The 22,891-nt window shown below is 37.9% G+C and carries 10 protein-coding genes, 1 pseudogene and 1 CRISPR repeat array; of the genes and pseudogenes, 4 read left to right on the plus strand and 7 right to left on the minus strand.

Features of this window, described 5'->3' with window-relative positions; genetic code table 11:
* Window positions 1-121: 121 nt before the first annotated feature.
* From H6G25_RS06440 to H6G25_RS06455, 4 genes are all read right to left on the minus strand, one after another.
* A complete protein-coding gene (locus H6G25_RS06440) occupies window positions 122-769 on the minus strand; it encodes a hypothetical protein (protein WP_190391765.1) in 648 nt (215 codons plus the stop codon).
* 207 nt (window positions 770-976) lie between these two features.
* A complete protein-coding gene (locus H6G25_RS06445) occupies window positions 977-2,377 on the minus strand; it encodes an HlyD family efflux transporter periplasmic adaptor subunit (protein ID WP_190391766.1) in 1,401 nt (466 codons plus the stop codon).
* Between the two features lie 268 nt (window positions 2,378-2,645).
* A complete protein-coding gene (locus H6G25_RS06450) occupies window positions 2,646-4,796 on the minus strand; it encodes a peptidase domain-containing ABC transporter (RefSeq protein ID WP_190391767.1) in 2,151 nt (716 codons plus the stop codon).
* 680 nt (window positions 4,797-5,476) lie between these two features.
* Window positions 5,477-5,701 (minus strand): hypothetical protein, encoded by a 225-nt coding sequence (locus H6G25_RS06455; RefSeq protein ID WP_190391768.1) that lies wholly within the window; start codon window positions 5,699-5,701, stop codon window positions 5,477-5,479.
* A gap of 580 nt (window positions 5,702-6,281) precedes the next feature.
* Here H6G25_RS06455 and H6G25_RS06460 point away from each other — a divergent pair.
* From H6G25_RS06460 to dprA, 3 genes and pseudogenes are all read left to right on the plus strand, one after another.
* Window positions 6,282-6,389, plus strand: a pseudogene (locus H6G25_RS06460) (ABC transporter ATP-binding protein); the annotation flags it as partial.
* A 126-nt stretch (window positions 6,390-6,515) separates the two neighbouring features.
* Window positions 6,516-7,175, plus strand: coding sequence for a DUF2301 domain-containing membrane protein (locus H6G25_RS06465; protein ID WP_190391769.1), 660 nt, complete (start codon window positions 6,516-6,518; stop codon window positions 7,173-7,175).
* Between the two features lie 241 nt (window positions 7,176-7,416).
* Window positions 7,417-8,541 (plus strand): DNA-processing protein DprA, encoded by a 1,125-nt coding sequence (gene dprA, locus H6G25_RS06470; RefSeq protein WP_190391770.1) that lies wholly within the window; start codon window positions 7,417-7,419, stop codon window positions 8,539-8,541.
* A 205-nt stretch (window positions 8,542-8,746) separates the two neighbouring features.
* Here the strand turns inward: dprA and H6G25_RS06475 are convergent, their stop codons facing one another.
* From H6G25_RS06475 to H6G25_RS06485, 3 genes are all read right to left on the minus strand, one after another.
* Window positions 8,747-10,270, minus strand: a complete 1,524-nt coding sequence (locus H6G25_RS06475; RefSeq protein ID WP_190391771.1) for a serine hydrolase — start codon at window positions 10,268-10,270, stop codon at window positions 8,747-8,749.
* 181 nt (window positions 10,271-10,451) lie between these two features.
* The gene (locus H6G25_RS06480; RefSeq protein WP_190391772.1) at window positions 10,452-11,204 is read right to left on the minus strand and encodes an RNA methyltransferase; all 753 of its coding nucleotides are present in this window, start codon (window positions 11,202-11,204) and stop codon (window positions 10,452-10,454) included.
* On the minus strand, window positions 11,204-12,115 hold the full coding sequence (locus H6G25_RS06485; protein WP_190391773.1) for an MnmC family methyltransferase: 912 nt from the start codon (window positions 12,113-12,115) through the stop codon (window positions 11,204-11,206). Before H6G25_RS06485 ends, H6G25_RS06480 begins: the two co-directional genes overlap by 1 nt.
* Before the next feature lie 53 nt (window positions 12,116-12,168).
* Between H6G25_RS06485 and H6G25_RS06490 the strand changes: the two genes are divergently transcribed.
* On the plus strand, window positions 12,169-12,984 hold the full coding sequence (locus tag H6G25_RS06490) for a sulfurtransferase (RefSeq protein ID WP_190391774.1): 816 nt from the start codon (window positions 12,169-12,171) through the stop codon (window positions 12,982-12,984).
* 190 nt (window positions 12,985-13,174) lie between these two features.
* A CRISPR array of direct repeats spans window positions 13,175-22,889; the repeat unit is 37 nt; unit sequence GTTTCAGTCCCCTTACGGGGATTACTTAGTTAGAAAC.
* Window positions 22,890-22,891 lie beyond the last annotated feature (2 nt).

Raw genomic sequence — 22,891 nt, forward strand, 5'->3', positions numbered from 1 at the left:
GATTATGAAGTTAATGTATAACGATAATAAATATTTTGATTGAACAATAATTTAGGATTAATCAAAATAATTTTAGATATAATACCTGATAGTGTAGGAGATATTAAGTAATAGAAAATGCTTACCAATAAAAGTGCCATCTTGACATAAGATGCTTATGAAAAAATGAGCATTTACCTGATATTAATAACTTAAAGATATCGTAAAGATATTCTAATTCTGGTAAATGGGAATAAAAAATCAAAGTGGACATATCAGGATAGGAAATTTTTACAGCCAATAGTGCTATACTTCCTATTTCCTTGAGAGTTACATGAATATAAATGGGGAGTAAAATTCCTGTTTCTGGTAAGGTTATTCTGAGTAATTCTTCTAAAACCCTTAAAATTATCCAACTACGTTCAGGTTCTTCAATTCTCCAGTAAACTGGCATATTAATCTGAAAATTTAGATGAGGATGGGAATCAATCCAACGTTCTAATAAACACTCAATAGATAAAGGTAAGCTATCTTGAATAGATATCGGACATAAGCGATCGCTCAATTGTACTAAAGAATGATGAAAGTTATCAATTTTTTGGATATATGCCTGAATTGCTGTTTCTGGTAAACTCAGATTATCTCTAGATAATAAATCTAGATTGCGCCGAATTGTAAAAGATTCTTGCAATAAATCATCACGAATTTCTTCGGATTCTAGAAATAATTTCCAGAATTCTCTATAAAACCACCACTGTAATGCTTGCTGAATTCTTTGCTCAGATGTCATAAACGGTATCATGGTTATGACTTAGTTAAATTAGTACCCCCCTTCTTAGTCCCCCGGATGCTTGGGGAGGAAATTGTTCCCTCCCCTTGTCAAGGGAGGGTTAGGGTGGGGTATTTGTAGTACCTCATAAACTTGAAATTTGCTTTATGTTTTTTATAAAACTTGTAGAGAGTTTTGATCGAATCTCTCTACTTTTATGTCAGCTAATTATAAGTCAGCAATTAATCTAGCTTTTCTCAGCATAAATTTTAATGCTGTTTCTTCTCTAGAAATAATTTCCGCTGTAGCCTTCATTCCTGCTTGAAGTAAACACTGATGATCATTATTTCCAAATGAAAGCTTTTCGGGTTGAATTGTAGCTTCAAAGTAGCTAATCTCAGAAGAAGTTGTAGTAGTTGTATCTTTATTTTGAGGTGTAATTACATCTGGAGCAATAGTTTTCACAATCCCCTTTGCAGTTCCATAATCAGGATAGGGACAAGCATCAACACGAATTTGAACTTTTTGACCCACCGCAATTTTATTAATTTCCGCCGTGGAAATCATGGCTTTAATTATTAAAGAAGGACTATCAGGGACAACTTCAGCAATAGATTCACCAGTTCGGACAACTTGACCAGAATTTCTTAAATTAAGTTTAAAAATAACGCCGTTACTTGTAGCAACAATAATGCTATTTTTTCGCTGATTTTCAAGTTGTTGAAGTTCTTTTTGTGATTGTTTAATTTGGGTTTGTATTTCCACTAATCGCTGAATTAAGCCAACCCTTTCTTTATTTAAAGCAGCTATATTAGCTTCACCTTTAGCAGTTTCTTGAGCAATCCGTTCTTGTGCCATATTCACCATTGCTGTAGTTGGATTAATTGCAGCTTTATTTGATTTCACTTTTATTTTAGCAATATCAACAGCTTTTTTTGCAGCTTGTAGTGTTAAGTTTGTCTGTTGAACAACTAGCTGTTTTTGTTCAAATTCTCTGTTACCAATTGCGCCAATTTGTGCTAATTGTTCATAGCGGTCACGATCTACTTTGGCAAATTCTAAATCAGCTTCAGCTTTTTGTAAATCTACTAATTCTTTTTGGATATTTACCTGGGCTGTCATTAATTCACTTTCAGTATTAATTTTTCGCTCCTCATATTCCCTTTGACTTCTTAATAAATCTTCTTTAGCAGAAGTAACAACCCTTTGTATCACTCTTTTTTCAGCCATGATTTGATTATTTAAATTCCGGTTTTGAGCATAAATTTGTAATATCTGTAATTTACCTTGTTTGATATTTTCTTCTAATTGACTTTTTTTAATTAGCAATTGTTCAGTATCTAAAATGGCTATTACTTCTCCTTGTTTAACAATTTGATTTTCTTTAACTTCGATACTTTTAATAGTCCCTTCTACCTTTGATTGGACGACACGAGTTTCACCTACGGGACGAATAATAGCAGCCGCTTTTACAGTGACATTATATTTCACCCATGAAGACAAAGAAATACTAGTAATAACAGTCCCAATTAGAAATACACCTGTTAATGATGTCCAAATACTTATGGGAGGAAGTGAATTATCATTTTCAATTACAGAATTAAATCCTTGATTATTAGTGTAAAGCATAGTTATCTAAATAATGATATATAGGATTTCTGTCGGAAATACCAGATGGTTTTACCCCTCCCTAACCCTCGAGGGGACTGGATTCCTGTTTCCCCCTTTGCAAGAGGGGGGGTAATCAACCTGTACACACAGGTCAGAAGTACCACAAAATCCGGCTTTTACCCCTCCCTAACCCTCCCCTTACCAAGGGGAGGGGACTGGATTCCTGTTTCCCCCCTTTGCAAGAGGGGGGTAATCTCCTTTGCAAGGGGGATAAATACAAGGGGAATTAAGGAATTAGAAAATCTAAATGATCTCCGGGTTTAGTGCGTAAATCCTCTAAAGAACCTTCTAATTTCAACCTACCTTGATCTATCAAAACAATCCAGTCAGCCCGATTAATTACTTTAGGTCTGTGAGTAATTAAAATTGTTGTTTTCCCTCGACGATGTTTAAATAATTGGTCTAAAACTTGGGCTTCACTAACTGGATCAAGTCCCCCAGTAGATTCATCTAAAATCAAAATTGGTGGGTCTGTAACAATGGCTCTAGCTATGGCTAATCTTTGTCTTTGTCCACCGGAAATATTAGCACCAAATTCTCCTAAAATAGTTTGATATGTTTCAGGTAACTTACTTATAAACTCATCAGCACCAGAAATTTGACAAGCTCTAACAATCTGCTCAAATGTCACATAGGGCGCTCCTAATCGGAAATTTTCAATAATAGAACGATTCCAAAAATGGGCATCTTGGGGAACAAGTACAACCTGTTGACGGAGAGATTCTAAAGAAAGGTCTTGGAGATTATAAAGCCCAATTCGGATATTACCAGATTGAAGTTTATATAAACCAGAAATTAATTTAGATAATGTACTTTTACCACATCCTGATTTACCAATTAAAGCAGTATTTTTACCTCCAGGAATTGTTAAAGAAAAATCATCTAATAAGTCAATACGACCAGGATAATGAAAGGTTAAATTCGTACAAATAATATCAGCATCTCCAGAAATTGTAGCAAAAGGCTTTTTACCATCATCTTCCTCTTCTGGAGTAGCATCAATAACTTCTGTTAACCTTCGGGTTGCAGTTTTAGCACGGGTAAATTCATCAACAAAATTAATAACTGTACTAATTAAAGAGATAAAGTTACCAGTCATTGAATTGAAAGCTAGTAATTGACCAATACTAAGATTTTCAGCCGGATTAATTACTAAATAGCCACCAAACCACAGTAAGGTTACACTACCAATACCAGAGACAAAGCCAGAAAAGGTATTATTAATAATACCGATTTGCATGGTCTGAAATGTGAGCCTAGCTAGACGATTAAAGCGATTTTGTAATTCATCCCAAAATTGTCTTCCTGATGTGGTTGTTTTGAGAGTTAATGCACCTTTAAAGGTTTCCACTAAAACCCCTTGGGTTTCGGCTTCTGTGACAAAAAGCTCATTAGTTTTTTGTTGTAATGTAGGCTGGAAAATAAAAGTAGATATGGTCATAACTACAGCAATGACTAAAGCCGCTGAGGTAAGTTTCCAGCTATAGAAAAACATGAAACCCAAGGAAATTATCGCAATAAAAAATTGACTGGGTAAACCAACAATAACTTGAGCAATTAATTGGTTAATTTGGTCAATATCTTGTAAACGACTAACAACTTCACCACTGCGACGGGTTTCATAATAAGTTAATGGTAAACGCAAAATCTGCCGCCCAAATTCCAGAACTAATCCTAATTGCATTCTTTGAGCAAAATGGGCAATTAAGTTAGATTGGACAAATGAGAGGCTATGAGAAATAATATTCATAACTACTACAGAAATTACTACTGTAGTTAATAATTTTGTGTCACCTCTAACTAATACATCATCAGTAAGAATTTGCAATAAGAAAGGGGAAGCTAAGGACAATAAACCCAATACTAAATTGAGAGGTAAAGCTTGAAATAAAATGCCGCGATAAATCCAAACTCGTGTGAAGAAACGCCAAAAACCACCTTCTTTATCTTGCTTTTGAGTAAAAAATCGGATGGGATCTGGTTCTACTAATAATAATAACCAATCTGTCCAAGCTTCTTTGATATCTTCTTTAGAAAGATAACGCATTCCCACTGCAGGATCTGCAATTAGAAATTTTTTACCTTTTTTACCATATAAAACAACCCAATGATTACCTTGCCAATGAATAATTGCTGGTAAGGGTGCTTCTTTAATTTTATCTAATATTTCTGGGGAACTTTTGACTGGACTGGCTTTAAAACCGAGGATTTCTGCTCCTCGTTTTAAACCTAATAAAGTAGTACCAAATTGTCCTGTTCCTACGGCTTCCCGCACACGGTTAAGGGTAAAAGTTTGACCGTAATATTTAGCAATTGCAGCCAAGCAAGCCGCACCACAGTCTTCTTCACTGTGCTGTTTAACAAATTCGAGTTTCATAAGCAAGTAAAACACCCTAGATAGTTACAAATAAAAGTTGGATTGTTGTTAGTTTTTTGTTTATTTTCAGCGGAAATTATTACTGTTCACTCAAAAATACTGTAACCATGAGTTCTTGAGTAATCATCTATATAATCTAATTTATTTGACTACAATAGTCTAGATAACAATTTTAATATGCTATCTATATCTAAATTTCTGTTTCGTCTTCTACGTCCTTTTCTGGAGATGATAAGTTCTCTAAATGTATATGTATTCTCTATATTGATACTGATATCTGAAAAAGATATTTGAGTTTTAGCTGACGATGATATCTCTGTCAGTTTTAAGAAAAAATCTGAACGTCCACCGGATATATTTTCTTGTTCTTGTTCCGATAATTGTGTAAACAATTTACTTTCGTTGCTTTTAATGTGGTTTTGCATATTATCATCCTGGTTTTTTATCACTAATTTATGAATTTATTAATCCTGTTGTTCAAGATATGTCTACTATAAAATCAATAGTTAAAAACCTAAATACTTGGTGAAATTTTATTTCACTGTTTATCCGTTATAACCATAGATTTATAACTCAGTTATGAATTGATTGTGCTGATAGGACGAGTAGATTACTCGTCCTATCAAGTTTGAAGCAAAAACTGATAAAATTTAAGCTTCAAAGAAAATCACTCATCTAGACTAAGAAAGAACGTTAGCAGGTGCTAAAATGCTAGTATTAGCATAATCTTTAACTAAATTGAGATAGTCTATCTCTGTACTTGAATGACCACCACCAGTCTTTTGCTTGAACCCAAAAGTTACCTTTCTAAAACTACGGTTAACTACGTCCAATTTTATGTTGCGACGACCACCAGCTACGATTTCTTGTTGTTCAGCGGATACTACAGTAAATAAGTTAGACATGACTTAATTCTCCTTGATTTGAATTATCGCTTGGGGTTGTTTACTGCTCGGTTGCCGTTTTCCCCCTCGCTTGTTAATAGAATATCGAGAAGTCACTAGATAATTCATTCTCATTTTCTGCAAACTTCATTACCAAATTTAGAACTAAATATTGCCGAAAAATACACGCCAAATCGGCTAAATTCATTTGACAAAATTTCCAATCTTAGCTATATATATTTCTATATAATGTCAGATAGGCGTGCAGCATATAATAAGTATCTATTTAATGTAAAACCTATATCTCGCCTGGGAATGAATTCCCAGTCTAATAGCTCAAGTCATCTCAAGATGACTAAATATACTCAACACGGTTAGGAGATAGACTTTTGTAAAATCACGAAAAATCTAGATTGGTAGGGGTAAAGCAAAAGCTCATTGGTGTCAAATTAACTTAAAGATCATAGCCCCCTCCCCGCTTGCGGGGAGGGGGTTGGGGGTGGGGTTTATTAAATATGTACACCTAGTCAAATGGGTAGGTTAGTAGTCGGAAAAACACCCGGTGCTGAAGCTGCGGCTTTTGCCTATACTGACAAATCCTGCTATAGTTTTAGTAGAACAAAATGCCCGGAAAGCCTTGGAAATGGCAGACCGAGATTATGTGTTAGGATCAAAAAGGGGCAATATTACTGGAAATGGTAAAGAATGATTAAATGATCCAAAAGTAGGAGAATTATATTTAGGTGCTGGAAAGAGACATTAAGAATTGTGTCTCACGCAGAGGCGCAGAGGCGCAAAGAAGAGAAATTACGAAATAACAAGTATTATTGGGAATATGACTACACAAACAATATCATCACCGGAAATATATCAAGGTCAATTTGGGGAGTTTACCATTACTCAGAGCGATCGCCAAAGTGTGATAATTTATCGTACAGGATTAATGATAGCAGCATTGTGTTTTGCCCTGGGTAGTAGTTTAGTTTTAATTTCTCCCCAACCCGCTGTAATTCAAGCCATTACACCTATTTACACCTGTTTTAGTCTTGCACTTGGTATTAGTTTATTAACCATTCATATTTATATGAAATTTTTGCACCAAATTTTGCAAATTTTCTGGATAATTGGTAGCATTTCTGCCTTAATTTTCGCCCATAGTGATAGTCAAGCCTTTGCAATTACCGTTTATAATCAACCATTAACCATATTAGGTATTGGTTTCACCTTTGCAGCTTTAACAGGAATTTATTTTAAAGAAGGTTTTTGCTTTAATCGTTTAGAAACTAAGATATTAACTCCCATAGTTCCCATATTATTATTAGGACATTTAACAAGAATTTTATCCACCCAAACCGAACAGATTTTATTAGCAACTTGGACAATTTGCTTTTTAATTTTTGCAGTGCGGAAAATCATTCAACCTATTCCTCCCGACATTGGAGACAAATCAGTATTTGATTATTTAAAAAAGCAACATTTAGAGACTTCCAAATAAAAAAACATAAAAAACCCTTAAATTCTGATTTCTCCCTGTCCTCTGTGCCTGGAGTGGTTTGTTTTCCTGCTTTAGATAATTTCTAGGACTTAAGTAAGTGAACGGAAAAAAACCGACATAAGTAACGAAAAGTAAAGTTGGCCAAAACCTGTTCCCTGTTCCCTGTTCCCTGTTCCCTGTTCCCTTGTCATAACGACAATTTTTAACGCCAACCTAATTAGTAAAGGTTAAATATGCAAAAATGTCAAATATAGAAGAACGTAAATACTGGTTAGCTTGGTCACAAATTTCTGGTATTGGTCCAATACTAATACAAAGATTACAACAGCACTTTAGTAATTTAGAAACAGCTTGGAAAGCCAGTCCTGGAGAATTGCGAAAAGTCGAAGGTTTTGGAATTCAGACCTTAGAAAAAGTTGTTCAACAAAAATCCCGTTTAAACCCTGAACAACTACTTACCCAACACCAACAAATAAACCCCCATTTTTGGACACCCGCAGACCCAGAATATCCCCAACTATTACGAGAAATTCCCACCCCACCCCCGCTGTTGTATTATCGTGGTGAAATTGATTTACAGGAAAATTCAGGACAAAAACCCCTGGTAGGAATTGTGGGAACTCGTCAACCCACAGAATACGGAATTAAATGGACTCGTCAAATTAGTACCGCATTAGCAAAAAATGGTTTTACCGTTGTTTCTGGTATGGCCGAAGGAATAGACACCGAAAGTCATTCAGCAGCAATGAAAGCAGGAGGAAGAACAATAGCCGTTATGGGAACAGGTGTAGATGTTATTTATCCCCATAAAAATCGAGATTTATATCAACAGATTTTGAAATGTGGGATAGTAATTAGTGAATATCCTGCGAAAACACCACCGAACCGCACCCATTTTCCCCGTCGAAATCGAATTATTGCTGGTTTGAGTCGTGCGGTATTAGTTATGGAAGCTCCTCTAAAATCTGGTGCTTTAATTACGGCTACCTATGCTAATGAATTTAATCGAGATGTTTATGCGTTACCGGGAAAAATTGATGATCAACCATCACAAGGTTGTTTAAAATTAATTAGTCAAGGTGCGGGTTTAATTAATCATGAACTTAATGAATTATTAATCATGTTGGGAGCAATTCCCCAAATAGATATAGAAACAGAAACACCTCTAGTTAAATCTCCTCCTATACCTAACTTAGCACCGGAATTACAACAGATAATAAATACTTTAGCTATTGATGCTTTATCTTTTGATTTTATCATTCAAAAAACAGGTATGAATGCTGCAATAGTATCCAGTTCTTTATTACAGTTAGAACTTATGGGTTTAGTTACCCAACTTCCCGGAATGCGATATCAAAAACTGTAAGGGAACAGGTGACAGGGAATAGGGAACAGGGAACAGGGAACAGGTGACAGAGAACAGGTGACAGGTGACAGAGAACAGGTGACAGGTGACAGAGAACAGGTGACAGGTGACAGAGAACAGGTGATAGGTGATAGGTGACAGGGAATAAATTACTGTGTACTTCATTAGACAGGAATTCGCTATCGCTGTATCTTCTTCCTTTTGCTTATTGTTGTGGATAATATTGGGGAGTGATTATCGGGGCTTGATAAGTACCCATAGGCACATTATTAACCATTGCATTAGGTACAGTTGGAGTGATCATCGGAACTTGAATAAAAGGCTGAACAGGCTGAACAGGCTGAAGTCCTTGATAATTAGAAATAGGTTGATTAGGTTGATTATTAGTAGAATTACTAGGTTGTACTGTAGCTTGGCTAAAGTATTGGTAAGCAGAACTGGAAATAGAACTAATTAATTTTGCAGCACGAGGGTCATTATTGGGACGTTGTACCATGATAGCAGCAATATAACGCTTACCGGTCGGTACATCTATTAAACCCGCATCTGCTAACATTGTACCAATATCACCAGTTTTGTGGTAGGCATTTGCGCCTTTTCCTAAACCAGCAGGTAAAAGATTATCTCTTTCCGTACGACTCATAATGTTAAGCATTAAATCACGCGATCGCATACCCACAGCATTACCTTGACTCACCATAGAGATTAAATTCCCCAATTCTCGCGGACTGGTGGTATTAGTCCCTCGTAAATCCGGGAGAGGAGTACGAATCATTGTTGTTGTTAGTCCCCAACTACGAAAACGGCCATTTAAAGCCTCTTGTCCCCCCAATTTAGCAACTAACATATTTGTCGCGGTGTTATCGCTAATTGTAATCATTTTTGTCGCCAGATCAAGAGCCGTGTACTTGCTGCCTGGAGCTTGATATTGTATATTTCCCGAACCACCGACAATCATCTCCTTTTCCAGGGTCAACATTTCATCTAAACGGATTTTACCCGCATCTACATCCTGGAAAAAAGCGATCAAAATCGGGATTTTAATGGTGCTGGCCGCCGGAAAACCATTACTAGCATTAATATCTACATAAGCGCCATTATCTAAATCTAATAAAAATACCCCTAGTGTTAAATCAGAATTAGCCGCAGCGAGGCTTTGCAGAGTATTTTTTAAAGGTGTAATTTCCTGGGACATATATAAACCCGTTCTAGCAGACTCAGATACTTTTTGAGTCGCTGTAGATTGAGATACTACCGCCACTGAATTCATGCGACTAGCAGGGTCTAGGACTGACAACAAGGTGCCGACAATCGTACCAATACCTACCCCAACAATCAAAAACCGCAAGGCATATAAAATGGCTCTAGACAGGGGCTTTAACCTAGTCTTGCGCGATCTTTTTCTTGCTATTTTTGGCTTTTCCATGGACACAGTCTTTAGCCTCACAGTCCCTCCAGGAGAAAATTGAGTATTTTTATTAACTGGAGGTACGGATTTAACTCCTGGATACATCATCACCTGTGATGCTGGTCTTCGCCCCCCAGACGGGATCAGAGCAGGAGTGATATTATCACCTAGACTTGCTACTTTCCCAGCTTCTCTTGGGCTAGAAACTGGCTGCTGACTGCTTTTTTTCTGTCCTGTCTTTGGGAATGCACGTTTACGCCGGCGACGCTGTACTGGCTGTCCCCTTGATATAGGTATCAGTTTGTTACTTGATTCTGACATGGCTACTCCTTGTCACCTTCGACCCAGATTGTTAATTGATGCACTGTGGTACTTAGTTTACCGTCTAGGACTAAGTAGTGTTTTTCTATATAGTTTAGACTATATTTATCTTTTTGGGTAATTACTGGGCTGATAATCACCCTGGTTACAGATAAAGGTTTTCACTATCTAAAACATGACTCTATTTTGTCCTATTAATTGCCCATTCTACCTGTCGTAAAATCCCCCGCAACATCCCCACTTCCCCAGTTTGTAAGTAAGCGCGGTTATATAAATGGCGGAATTTTTCCATGCGACTAGCTGCGGTATGGGGATAAAGATAACCTATAGCCAGCAGTAATGATTCCAATTCTTGATAATATGCCTCCATAGCATCTAAGGGAGCAATTTCTACAGTGCTTTTATTATCATCTATGAATAGACTACTAGATTGTGACAATTCGTAACAACAAATGGCAACCGCAGCCGCTAAATTCAAAGATGGATATTCTGGACTAGTGGGAATGAACACTAATTTATGGGCATAATTTAATTCTTCATTGGTTAACCCCCTGTCTTCCCTCCCGAAAATCAAAGCTACTGGCTTTTCTAGTGTTTCTAATAACCAAGGTAAAGCCGTGCGCGGGTTTTCTACAGGTATTTCTCCACTGTAGTCCCGACCAATGGTAGCAATGGCACGAACACAGCCCTGCAATGCTTGTGGTAATGTGTCTACTATCACCGCAGATGCTAAAATATCTTGACCATGAACTGCCATTTTTGTAGCATCAAAACATGAGCGATCGCATTGAGGATTGACTAATATTAATTTAGATAAGCCAAAGTTTTTCATCACTCTGGCCACTGAACCTACATTCAACGGACCTGCTGGTTCTACTAATACTATTATCACATTACTGCAACTATTTTTTATACTAATATTTTCTGTCATCATTATTTATGATTTCCCGATTTAAACCATCTTTTGCGCCATTGTGAAGTTGATTCTAGAGAAGAAGCTTGTACTTCTTCTTGTCGTCTTTTTAGTATATCTTCCGCAGAATCCCTTAAAGTAGGATCTCGGTAAGGAATAGCAGCACGAGTTAGTAAATATTCTTTTTCTGCTGGGGAAAGAGCCAAAAAAGATGATTTACTTGATTTTCCCTCATGTTCATGATATCCTGCTATAGTTCCTGGGGTGCGTCTTCCTATCGGTGAGGTTGAACCTACAACCAACCCAGCAGTTAAGAACGCAGTCCGTACAGCCCCCGCACAGGAATAAGTAGCAACTAATCCATTTTTATCTAAACACTCTGATACTTTTTTGATAAATTCCACAGTCCATAATTGCGGACATTGGGGGGGTGAAAAAGGGTCAAGAAAAATTGCGTCCGCTTGAAAACCGGATTCATATACTTGTGAAATCAAGCTTCTAGCATCACCAATGAGTAAAGTAGCTTGAAGATGATCTATTTTGACTTCATGCTCAAAAGCTATTTGACTGAAAACTTTGATATGTTTTATATATTTTTCGTCCCAACCATCAAATAACTGATTGGTAATTGCTGCTATGGGGACTGCGGGATTTATTTCTAAGCCTATCACTTCTACATGACAATGAGGATTTATTTCCCAAATTGTCTGTAAAGCCGCTGCTGTGTTATATCCTAAACCATAACAAATATCTAACAATCGCACAAATCCCGTCTTTGCTAATATTGGTAATTGAGTGGGAATCACAAACTTGAGCAAACTCTCCTGTTTTGCTCCATAGTGGCTGTGAAAGGCTTCGTTAAATTCTTTAGAAAAGAAGGTAAAAGAACCATCTTGTGTTTGTTGTGGTGTAAAATCTTCTAAATTTGACATTTTATCAAGAAAAAAGTCAGTTGTCAATTACTTATTAACCATTATCTATGATCATGATAAATCAATTCACTGTTTCTCCACAATGGCTATTTAATCATCTTTACAATCCTGATGTTGTGATTATTGATTGTCGGTTTTCTCTAAATGATTCACAATTAGGAAAACAGCAATATCATACCAATCATATCCCCAATGCTCACTATTTAGATTTGAATCAAGATTTATCTAGTCCTGTAAAAGAACATGGAGGAAGACATCCTTTACCCAATACCACAGAACTAGCAGAAAAACTAGCAGCAATTGGTATAAGTTCTCAAAAAACTTTAGTAATAGCTTATGATGATTCTCGTTTAGCTTTTGCTTCTCGTTTATGGTGGTTATTAAAGTATTTAGGACATGAACAAGTAGCTGTTTTAGATGGTGGTTTTTCAGGTTGGAAAAATGCAGGTTATGAAGTTACAAATGTCATTCCTATTTCTAAAAAAGGAATATTTATTCCCAAAGTACAAAAAGATCAAGTCGTAGATTTCGCTTATGTTAAAAATTGCCAAAATAGTCCAAATGTAATTTTAGTAGATTCTAGAGAAGGAGAACGTTATCGTGGAGAAAAAGAACCAATTGATAAAATTGCTGGACATATTCCTGGTGCTGTTAATTATCCTTGGCAAGAAGTAACTGACCCTTCCGGTGCTATACTTCCTCAACTACAACAATGTCAACGCTGGGAAAATATAGATACAACTAAAGAAATTTTAGTTTATTGTGGTTCTGGTATTACAGCTTGTGTAAATCTACTTTCTTTAGCAATAGCTGGAATTTCTACCGCTAAACTTTACGCTGGTAGTTGGAGTGATTGGATTAGTTATTAGTCAATAGACATCTCTGAAATAGATACAAAAAAACGGTAGAACGGTAAATTGAAAATATGCTGCGGCTTTACTTAGCATCAAAAATATTATCCATTTTCGATATTCTCAAGTACAAATATTAATGATAAAAATCTTGTGGTGCGGGCATACTTCGACCAATCTCAGTACAAGTCTTGCCCGCTAAAATTATCCTCCATTATTTGATAAAATCCACTTTAATTAGAAACAAATCAGATTACCAATCTAAAAAAAAATCAATTTTAAATGTTTCAGTCCCCTTACGGGGATTACTTAGTTAGAAACATTTGAGCGGCTGATCGACAAAATCCAGAACCCGTTTCAGTCCCCTTACGGGGATTACTTAGTTAGAAACGGACAAGGGAGTTAACGATCTGATCTCCCAAGTCCAGTTTCAGTCCCCTTACGGGGATTACTTAGTTAGAAACGCAGAAAATAATTGTCGGAACTATGTTGATGGTCGCAAGTTTCAGTCCCCTTACGGGGATTACTTAGTTAGAAACAAATTATACAGTGCCGATTTAACAGAATTAAGTGGGTTGTTTCAGTCCCCTTACGGGGATTACTTAGTTAGAAACTTCCTCAATCTTTAATTCTAATTTTTGATCAAAGTCTAAAGTCAAGTTTCAGTCCCCTTACGGGGATTACTTAGTTAGAAACAGTGAAAGACCCCCTATAGTAAAAGGTGAACCTCAAGCGTTTCAGTCCCCTTACGGGGATTACTTAGTTAGAAACATTAAACGGCAGAAAGTTTCCGCAATGGTGTGTACTGTTTCAGTCCCCTTACGGGGATTACTTAGTTAGAAACAAGAGTGATTCAACTCAGGATATGATTAGTAAATCTATGTTTCAGTCCCCTTACGGGGATTACTTAGTTAGAAACTTCTCTGATTTCCTATCAATCAAAACCTGTTTTGCTGTTTCAGTCCCCTTACGGGGATTACTTAGTTAGAAACGTTAACGCGGTTTGTTGGTTCATGAAGTGGTTAATGTTTCAGTCCCCTTACGGGGATTACTTAGTTAGAAACCCTCGATAAGCCCGGATACGTTGGGATCTTCCCCCCACATAGTTTCAGTCCCCTTACGGGGATTACTTAGTTAGAAACCTTAAATAAGCAAATAAGTGTTTTATCGGACAAGTTTCAGTCCCCTTACGGGGATTACTTAGTTAGAAACTTCAAAAAGACTCGACTAGTGCATGAGTTGGGAGGTTTCAGTCCCCTTACGGGGATTACTTAGTTAGAAACCTTCACCCTCTAAATTACCGCTACTCTTAGATAATTCAATGTTTCAGTCCCCTTACGGGGATTACTTAGTTAGAAACATATCAATTTTAAATATTCCCAAAAACATATTTACAAAGTTTCAGTCCCCTTACGGGGATTACTTAGTTAGAAACATGTTTCAGTTGAGTTAATGATTATGGTTGAGGATGGTTTCAGTCCCCTTACGGGGATTACTTAGTTAGAAACCTGATAGTTAATAATTTCCAATTTCGTTTGATGTTTCAAGTTTCAGTCCCCTTACGGGGATTACTTAGTTAGAAACGGGAGTAAAAAGTGCGATAAAGCCGCCAAAACTAAGTTTCAGTCCCCTTACGGGGATTACTTAGTTAGAAACTGTCCATGGCAGCCATGATAGCCGCCATTTGGGTTGGTTTCAGTCCCCTTACGGGGATTACTTAGTTAGAAACATGGGCTGACCATGTCGCCATATAAGGTATTTACGTTTCAGTCCCCTTACGGGGATTACTTAGTTAGAAACTAAACCAATTAACCGACCTTAGAAGTCATCCTAGCGTTTCAGTCCCCTTACGGGGATTACTTAGTTAGAAACATTCGTGGTCGTGAACCATGAAAACGGCAACCACTAGTTTCAGTCCCCTTACGGGGATTACTTAGTTAGAAACGGCAGTAGTTTCCGTTTCATAGCATCGGTCATGGAATGTTTCAGTCCCCTTACGGGGATTACTTAGTTAGAAACTCAGGATGATTGGCGACCCGTAGCCAAAGAACTGGCCAGTTTCAGTCCCCTTACGGGGATTACTTAGTTAGAAACTTTTCCAAATTGCCCTTCATGGTAAATAATTCTAGTTTCAGTCCCCTTACGGGGATTACTTAGTTAGAAACCACCCAGGATGGGACAGTCTGGCAACAATGCGAAGACCGGTTTCAGTCCCCTTACGGGGATTACTTAGTTAGAAACAACGCTTGTGATCATTCGTCCTCCCATAGCTTTTCAGAGTTTCAGTCCCCTTACGGGGATTACTTAGTTAGAAACTAAGGCAAGGAAGGTGAGTTAATGGAAGCATCTATGTTTCAGTCCCCTTACGGGGATTACTTAGTTAGAAACCCAGTTGTTTTTAGTCAGAGTAATCGGGCTTGAAACGTTTCAGTCCCCTTACGGGGATTACTTAGTTAGAAACTAAAGACGGCTATCAGTTACGTCCATTAAATAATTTAAAGTTTCAGTCCCCTTACGGGGATTACTTAGTTAGAAACACTGAAGTACCCCACACCCCACAGATTTTCTTTATTAAGTTTCAGTCCCCTTACGGGGATTACTTAGTTAGAAACATCGGCAACTATACCAATAGAAATCAAATCTATGGTCAGTTTCAGTCCCCTTACGGGGATTACTTAGTTAGAAACACTCCAAAGTTTTAACAACTCGACTTCACCCTCTAAATGTTTCAGTCCCCTTACGGGGATTACTTAGTTAGAAACACCCAGCAATCATCAAAATCAACATTATCATAGTGAGGGTGTTTCAGTCCCCTTACGGGGATTACTTAGTTAGAAACAACCTATACCCCCAATTCCTTCAAAACCGCAGGAAGCGTTTCAGTCCCCTTACGGGGATTACTTAGTTAGAAACCTTTGGATTTGCAGATAGTGTGACGAAGAATGTGGTTTCAGTCCCCTTACGGGGATTACTTAGTTAGAAACAAAGCCATACCCGTCCAGTGAGAGGTTCTAGGAAGTTTCAGTCCCCTTACGGGGATTACTTAGTTAGAAACAAAGGTGAATGGCAGGTTGCATAAAAAGTTTATTGGAAAGTTTCAGTCCCCTTACGGGGATTACTTAGTTAGAAACCATCACGCAAAGCAAAGAGGGTAGGTTAGTAATGCTTGCGTTTCAGTCCCCTTACGGGGATTACTTAGTTAGAAACGGATGTAAGGCTTGTAGAAAACATAGAGGGTGGATTAGTTTCAGTCCCCTTACGGGGATTACTTAGTTAGAAACCTTTACATCAATAGAATCCCCATTAGTGAACTTGCCAGTTTCAGTCCCCTTACGGGGATTACTTAGTTAGAAACTCCTCCGTTGTAAACGGTTCTATTATTTTTTGACAGTTTCAGTCCCCTTACGGGGATTACTTAGTTAGAAACTTTCTTCATTCTCAATAGTGTCATTTTCTTCGATGTAATGTTTCAGTCCCCTTACGGGGATTACTTAGTTAGAAACTCGCGCTAAAATATACTGAGTTTAATTTTATTGTTTCAGTCCCCTTACGGGGATTACTTAGTTAGAAACGTCCCCGTTGTATCCAGATTCTAAGGAATCAGGGGCGTTTCAGTCCCCTTACGGGGATTACTTAGTTAGAAACCTTGAAAATAATTAGTACCTAGTTGTTTAACGAAGTTTCAGTCCCCTTACGGGGATTACTTAGTTAGAAACAAAAGAGAAAACACGGTACATCTAATTATGAATTAGGTTTCAGTCCCCTTACGGGGATTACTTAGTTAGAAACCGACCTATTCTAACATATAAAAGAAAAAATGGTCAAGTTTCAGTCCCCTTACGGGGATTACTTAGTTAGAAACATTGTGCAATTCGTGGATTTTATCAATAGCTTTATGTTTCAGTCCCCTTACGGGGATTACTTAGTTAGAAACTATCTAAAAATCGCAAATATTCAACAATCAAAAGTGTTTCAGTCCCCTTACGGGGATTACTTAGTTAGAAACACAGGAAGGTTTAGCGATCGCCATAAATCGAGTTGGTTTCAGTCCCCTTACGGGGATTACTTAGTTAGAAACTCAATAAAATTAGGTGCAAAAAACCGTTTTTTGTCCTGTTTCAGTCCCCTTACGGGGATTACTTAGTTAGAAACAGCCCGGATCATCGCAATCCCTATTTAAGTTCCTTAGTTGTTTCAGTCCCCTTACGGGGATTACTTAGTTAGAAACACACACCAAACATTGTCAGGGTGTGTATAATGTTTGTGTTTCAGTCCCCTTACGGGGATTACTTAGTTAGAAACATTTAGTGTATAAAAACACACCAATAAATAGTTAAAGTTTCAGTCCCCTTACGGGGATTACTTAGTTAGAAACTAGGGGTAAATTTTACCCCTAAAACTGATGGACATGTTTCAGTCCCCTTACGGGGATTACTTAGTTAGAAACACAATTCTGGAGAAAAATTGACATTTTCTAAAACGACCTGTTTCAGTCCCCTTACGGGGATTACTTAGTTAGAAACCCTGCCAAATATACCTTTCAAAAGTTGGTTAATATAGAGTTTCAGTCCCCTTACGGGGATTACTTAGTTAGAAACGACGCGGTTGATTATGTTAAAGAGTGTTTATCTCATGAGTTTCAGTCCCCTTACGGGGATTACTTAGTTAGAAACTATTAATTCTGAACCAAATAAACGTAATCAGCTAAAGTTTCAGTCCCCTTACGGGGATTACTTAGTTAGAAACACAAATCATTTGTCTAGTCATCTTGGTACTGTAAAGTTTCAGTCCCCTTACGGGGATTACTTAGTTAGAAACATTTTGGTAAAGTCAGAGTAACAATCGGAAATTCAAATTGTTTCAGTCCCCTTACGGGGATTACTTAGTTAGAAACATTATGTTTATTGCCACGTTACCTTTATCATCTGTGTTTCAGTCCCCTTACGGGGATTACTTAGTTAGAAACTAACCAGTTTGTCTAGCAGTTGGTTTTCTGCTTATATTTGTTTCAGTCCCCTTACGGGGATTACTTAGTTAGAAACAACTAGTACCACAGCCCGAAACACCCTTATATAGCGAGTTTCAGTCCCCTTACGGGGATTACTTAGTTAGAAACGTAAATGCAGTGAGAGTATCAGCTTTGTATACGTCATGTTTCAGTCCCCTTACGGGGATTACTTAGTTAGAAACCCAGCCCAGCCCAGCCCAGCCCAGCCCAGCCCGCCAGTTTCAGTCCCCTTACGGGGATTACTTAGTTAGAAACAATATCCTAGCTTAAAACAATGGTTAAAAAAGAGAAAAGTTTCAGTCCCCTTACGGGGATTACTTAGTTAGAAACGTGGATTACGAATTTTGGCAACCAACCTATAGCGATGTTTCAGTCCCCTTACGGGGATTACTTAGTTAGAAACTGAACAGGTCACTCATGCTAGGTTGATAGAAATCTCTAGTTTCAGTCCCCTTACGGGGATTACTTAGTTAGAAACAGATGATTTTCGCGGTAATTTCTCAATTGCTTGTGTTTCAGTCCCCTTACGGGGATTACTTAGTTAGAAACTATAAACCCAAAGGTAAGGCCCGCGGATCTTATTTTTGTTTCAGTCCCCTTACGGGGATTACTTAGTTAGAAACCGACATTACAAGCCCGGCCGCCAACGGCACCGCCAAATTGTTTCAGTCCCCTTACGGGGATTACTTAGTTAGAAACCAATAAAATTAGGTGCAAAAAACCGCTTTTTGTCCTGTTTCAGTCCCCTTACGGGGATTACTTAGTTAGAAACAAATGTCAATTTTTCTCCAGAAATGTCAATTTTGTCGTTTCAGTCCCCTTACGGGGATTACTTAGTTAGAAACACTTAATAACCAAGGAACTGGACATAAAACCAAAGTTTCAGTCCCCTTACGGGGATTACTTAGTTAGAAACCAGAACTATTTTCACCCTCTAATTCGAGAATATGATCATGTTTCAGTCCCCTTACGGGGATTACTTAGTTAGAAACTTTAAAATAAAATTCTACCATCTGAACCACTTGACGATTAGTTTCAGTCCCCTTACGGGGATTACTTAGTTAGAAACAAAATCCAATTAAAAAGCCTACTGACAAAATAGAAAGTTTCAGTCCCCTTACGGGGATTACTTAGTTAGAAACTTGGAATATAACTAACAAATACATTTGAATCATCATTGTTTCAGTCCCCTTACGGGGATTACTTAGTTAGAAACTGCTGTTAATTATGTTAAGGAATGTTTATCCCACGAGTTTCAGTCCCCTTACGGGGATTACTTAGTTAGAAACAATTAACGATTATAAACCTATATTATCAGGTGTAGAGTTTCAGTCCCCTTACGGGGATTACTTAGTTAGAAACTGTTTTCCAATTTTCAACAGGGTGAACAAAGATTCGTTTCAGTCCCCTTACGGGGATTACTTAGTTAGAAACATGAGTTTAAATATCAGAAAATAGATGTAGAAACGTTTCAGTCCCCTTACGGGGATTACTTAGTTAGAAACCCTCAAGGAAATAGAAGTAAAATGCCGGCGCGCGGTTGTTTCAGTCCCCTTACGGGGATTACTTAGTTAGAAACCTCTAAAAATCAGGATTCCCAGATGGTTCCCGAATTGCGTTTCAGTCCCCTTACGGGGATTACTTAGTTAGAAACTTTTGTGGTTTTTCATTCTCGCAAATTTTAGGAATGTTTCAGTCCCCTTACGGGGATTACTTAGTTAGAAACACTATTCTCACCGTGTTTGGCACTCCAGACGGAATGTTTCAGTCCCCTTACGGGGATTACTTAGTTAGAAACTGGGAAATTTCAATCTCTTAGAAGATAGAGTAATCGTTTCAGTCCCCTTACGGGGATTACTTAGTTAGAAACAGACCGATTACTCAAAAAATTAATAGAAGCCTCAGGTTTCAGTCCCCTTACGGGGATTACTTAGTTAGAAACTTCAAGTCGCTCACCTTAACAATTTATTATCCAATACAGGTTTCAGTCCCCTTACGGGGATTACTTAGTTAGAAACTTAAAAAGATTGAAAATCTACCCGAAAATTTAAAGTTTCAGTCCCCTTACGGGGATTACTTAGTTAGAAACAAGGGTATTTCAACCCATTCAACCAGGCGATCGTTTATGTTTCTAGTTTCAGTCCCCTTACGGGGATTACTTAGTTAGAAACAAGGGTATTTCAACCCATTCAACCAGGCGATCGTTTATGTTTCAGTCCCCTTACGGGGATTACTTAGTTAGAAACTTCTACAGCCGCTATTCTGGGAATTACTGATTGCATGTTTCAGTCCCCTTACGGGGATTACTTAGTTAGAAACCAGATGGAAAAATCATAAAAGATGTGATTTGCAATGGTTTCAGTCCCCTTACGGGGATTACTTAGTTAGAAACAAAACCTTGCTAATCCATTACTATCTTGAGTGTGAAGTTTCAGTCCCCTTACGGGGATTACTTAGTTAGAAACAAAGGGTTATTTTACAACCATATCTTGATAGAAAATGTTTCAGTCCCCTTACGGGGATTACTTAGTTAGAAACTGTCCTACTTCTATTGTCTCTACATCGGTGGTAATGTTTCAGTCCCCTTACGGGGATTACTTAGTTAGAAACAATCAAGTAAAAAGCAAATTTAAACATCCAATTTGTAAAGTTTCAGTCCCCTTACGGGGATTACTTAGTTAGAAACCTTATCTCATCATTAGTACAAGTCCGATTCTGTTTTTTGTTTCAGTCCCCTTACGGGGATTACTTAGTTAGAAACATTGGTACGTGATACCTTCTGGCAATTTGAAGAGTTTCAGTCCCCTTACGGGGATTACTTAGTTAGAAACCACCTATATCAATTAGTCCGGGTAATAGACTCACTACCAGTTTCAGTCCCCTTACGGGGATTACTTAGTTAGAAACGTTGAAGCTTGACAGATTAGGCAGACGTGCTAGTGATGGTTTCAGTCCCCTTACGGGGATTACTTAGTTAGAAACTTGAGAATTGGGGATATTGAGGGCGCGATCGCGTGTTTCAGTCCCCTTACGGGGATTACTTAGTTAGAAACTTTGGCTATTGAAACCATAGCTTTTGACCAATTCATTTGTTTCAGTCCCCTTACGGGGATTACTTAGTTAGAAACTCTGATTGCATTAATTCTAATTCTTTAGACTGGCTTGTTTCAGTCCCCTTACGGGGATTACTTAGTTAGAAACATGCTATTTGGTATTCAGCGTCAATGATTTTTGATTCAGGTTTCAGTCCCCTTACGGGGATTACTTAGTTAGAAACTTGTTGATGACTGGGTTTAGCCTTCTCCTCAATCTCGTTTCAGTCCCCTTACGGGGATTACTTAGTTAGAAACGACTGCTTTTAATAATAAAACCCGGAATAAAACCGGGTTGAGTTTCAGTCCCCTTACGGGGATTACTTAGTTAGAAACTCATTCGCACTCAAAACACACATCACACACACACATCATGACGTTTCAGTCCCCTTACGGGGATTACTTAGTTAGAAACTACTTAAGCGGGGCATGGCAAGCCCCGTTACTTATTCATGTTTCAGTCCCCTTACGGGGATTACTTAGTTAGAAACTCTTTATAATAGTTGACTAAATCTATTTTGTTAACGTTTCAGTCCCCTTACGGGGATTACTTAGTTAGAAACAAAACATATTCTGTAGTAGGTGCATTATGAATGCCGAGTTTCAGTCCCCTTACGGGGATTACTTAGTTAGAAACTGCGTATATAGAAGAAAATCAAACTAATAAAGAAAGTTTCAGTCCCCTTACGGGGATTACTTAGTTAGAAACATGAGAATACATCTACTAATCAAAACGAAATGGATAGTTTCAGTCCCCTTACGGGGATTACTTAGTTAGAAACATAGAAGCATGAATAAACAATTAATTAGAATGATCGAAGTTTCAGTCCCCTTACGGGGATTACTTAGTTAGAAACAGCTCGGCAACGTGATTCATGACGCTCTGTCGTCTGGTCCTGTTTCAGTCCCCTTACGGGGATTACTTAGTTAGAAACCTACTTTTGGGTGCAGTTATACTGTAACTATTCCCGTGTTTCAGTCCCCTTACGGGGATTACTTAGTTAGAAACCGCATCCGCCATCTGAGATCCGGTTTCCGCTAAAGTTTCAGTCCCCTTACGGGGATTACTTAGTTAGAAACAAGAGAATGTCCCCAAGGCTGACCGTTTTGCCCTAATTTGTTTCAGTCCCCTTACGGGGATTACTTAGTTAGAAACCTACTGAAATTTTCTATCCATGAATTAGTGGTTTTGTCTAGTTTCAGTCCCCTTACGGGGATTACTTAGTTAGAAACCACCTGACTCTAAAGCTAATGCTGAAGTGTTTAAATCAGGTTTCAGTCCCCTTACGGGGATTACTTAGTTAGAAACAGTTTTGAGTATCCCAGCCCTTCAAAAAAATATTGAATGTTTCAGTCCCCTTACGGGGATTACTTAGTTAGAAACAACCAACATTTGTCCGGTGTTCTCTACCAACTTGGGAAGTTTCAGTCCCCTTACGGGGATTACTTAGTTAGAAACTGTTAATACTATCAGCTAAATCATCGGTCTTGAAACTTTGTTTCAGTCCCCTTACGGGGATTACTTAGTTAGAAACCTTTAGCTCAAGTGCCGAATCAACTGCAAGCAATGTTTCAGTCCCCTTACGGGGATTACTTAGTTAGAAACGCCTTACCTTTAGGTTTATATGTAGAAAGTCCTGTGTTTCAGTCCCCTTACGGGGATTACTTAGTTAGAAACTTTATGAAAAATGCAATTTTTGCACTTTAATGGTAGTTTCAGTCCCCTTACGGGGATTACTTAGTTAGAAACGTAATCAAGCAGATTGCTAACTTTTTCAATATTGGAGTTTCAGTCCCCTTACGGGGATTACTTAGTTAGAAACCG

This window comes from Dolichospermum sp. FACHB-1091 (assembly GCF_014697585.1).
Lineage (GTDB): Bacteria > Cyanobacteriota > Cyanobacteriia > Cyanobacteriales > Nostocaceae > Dolichospermum.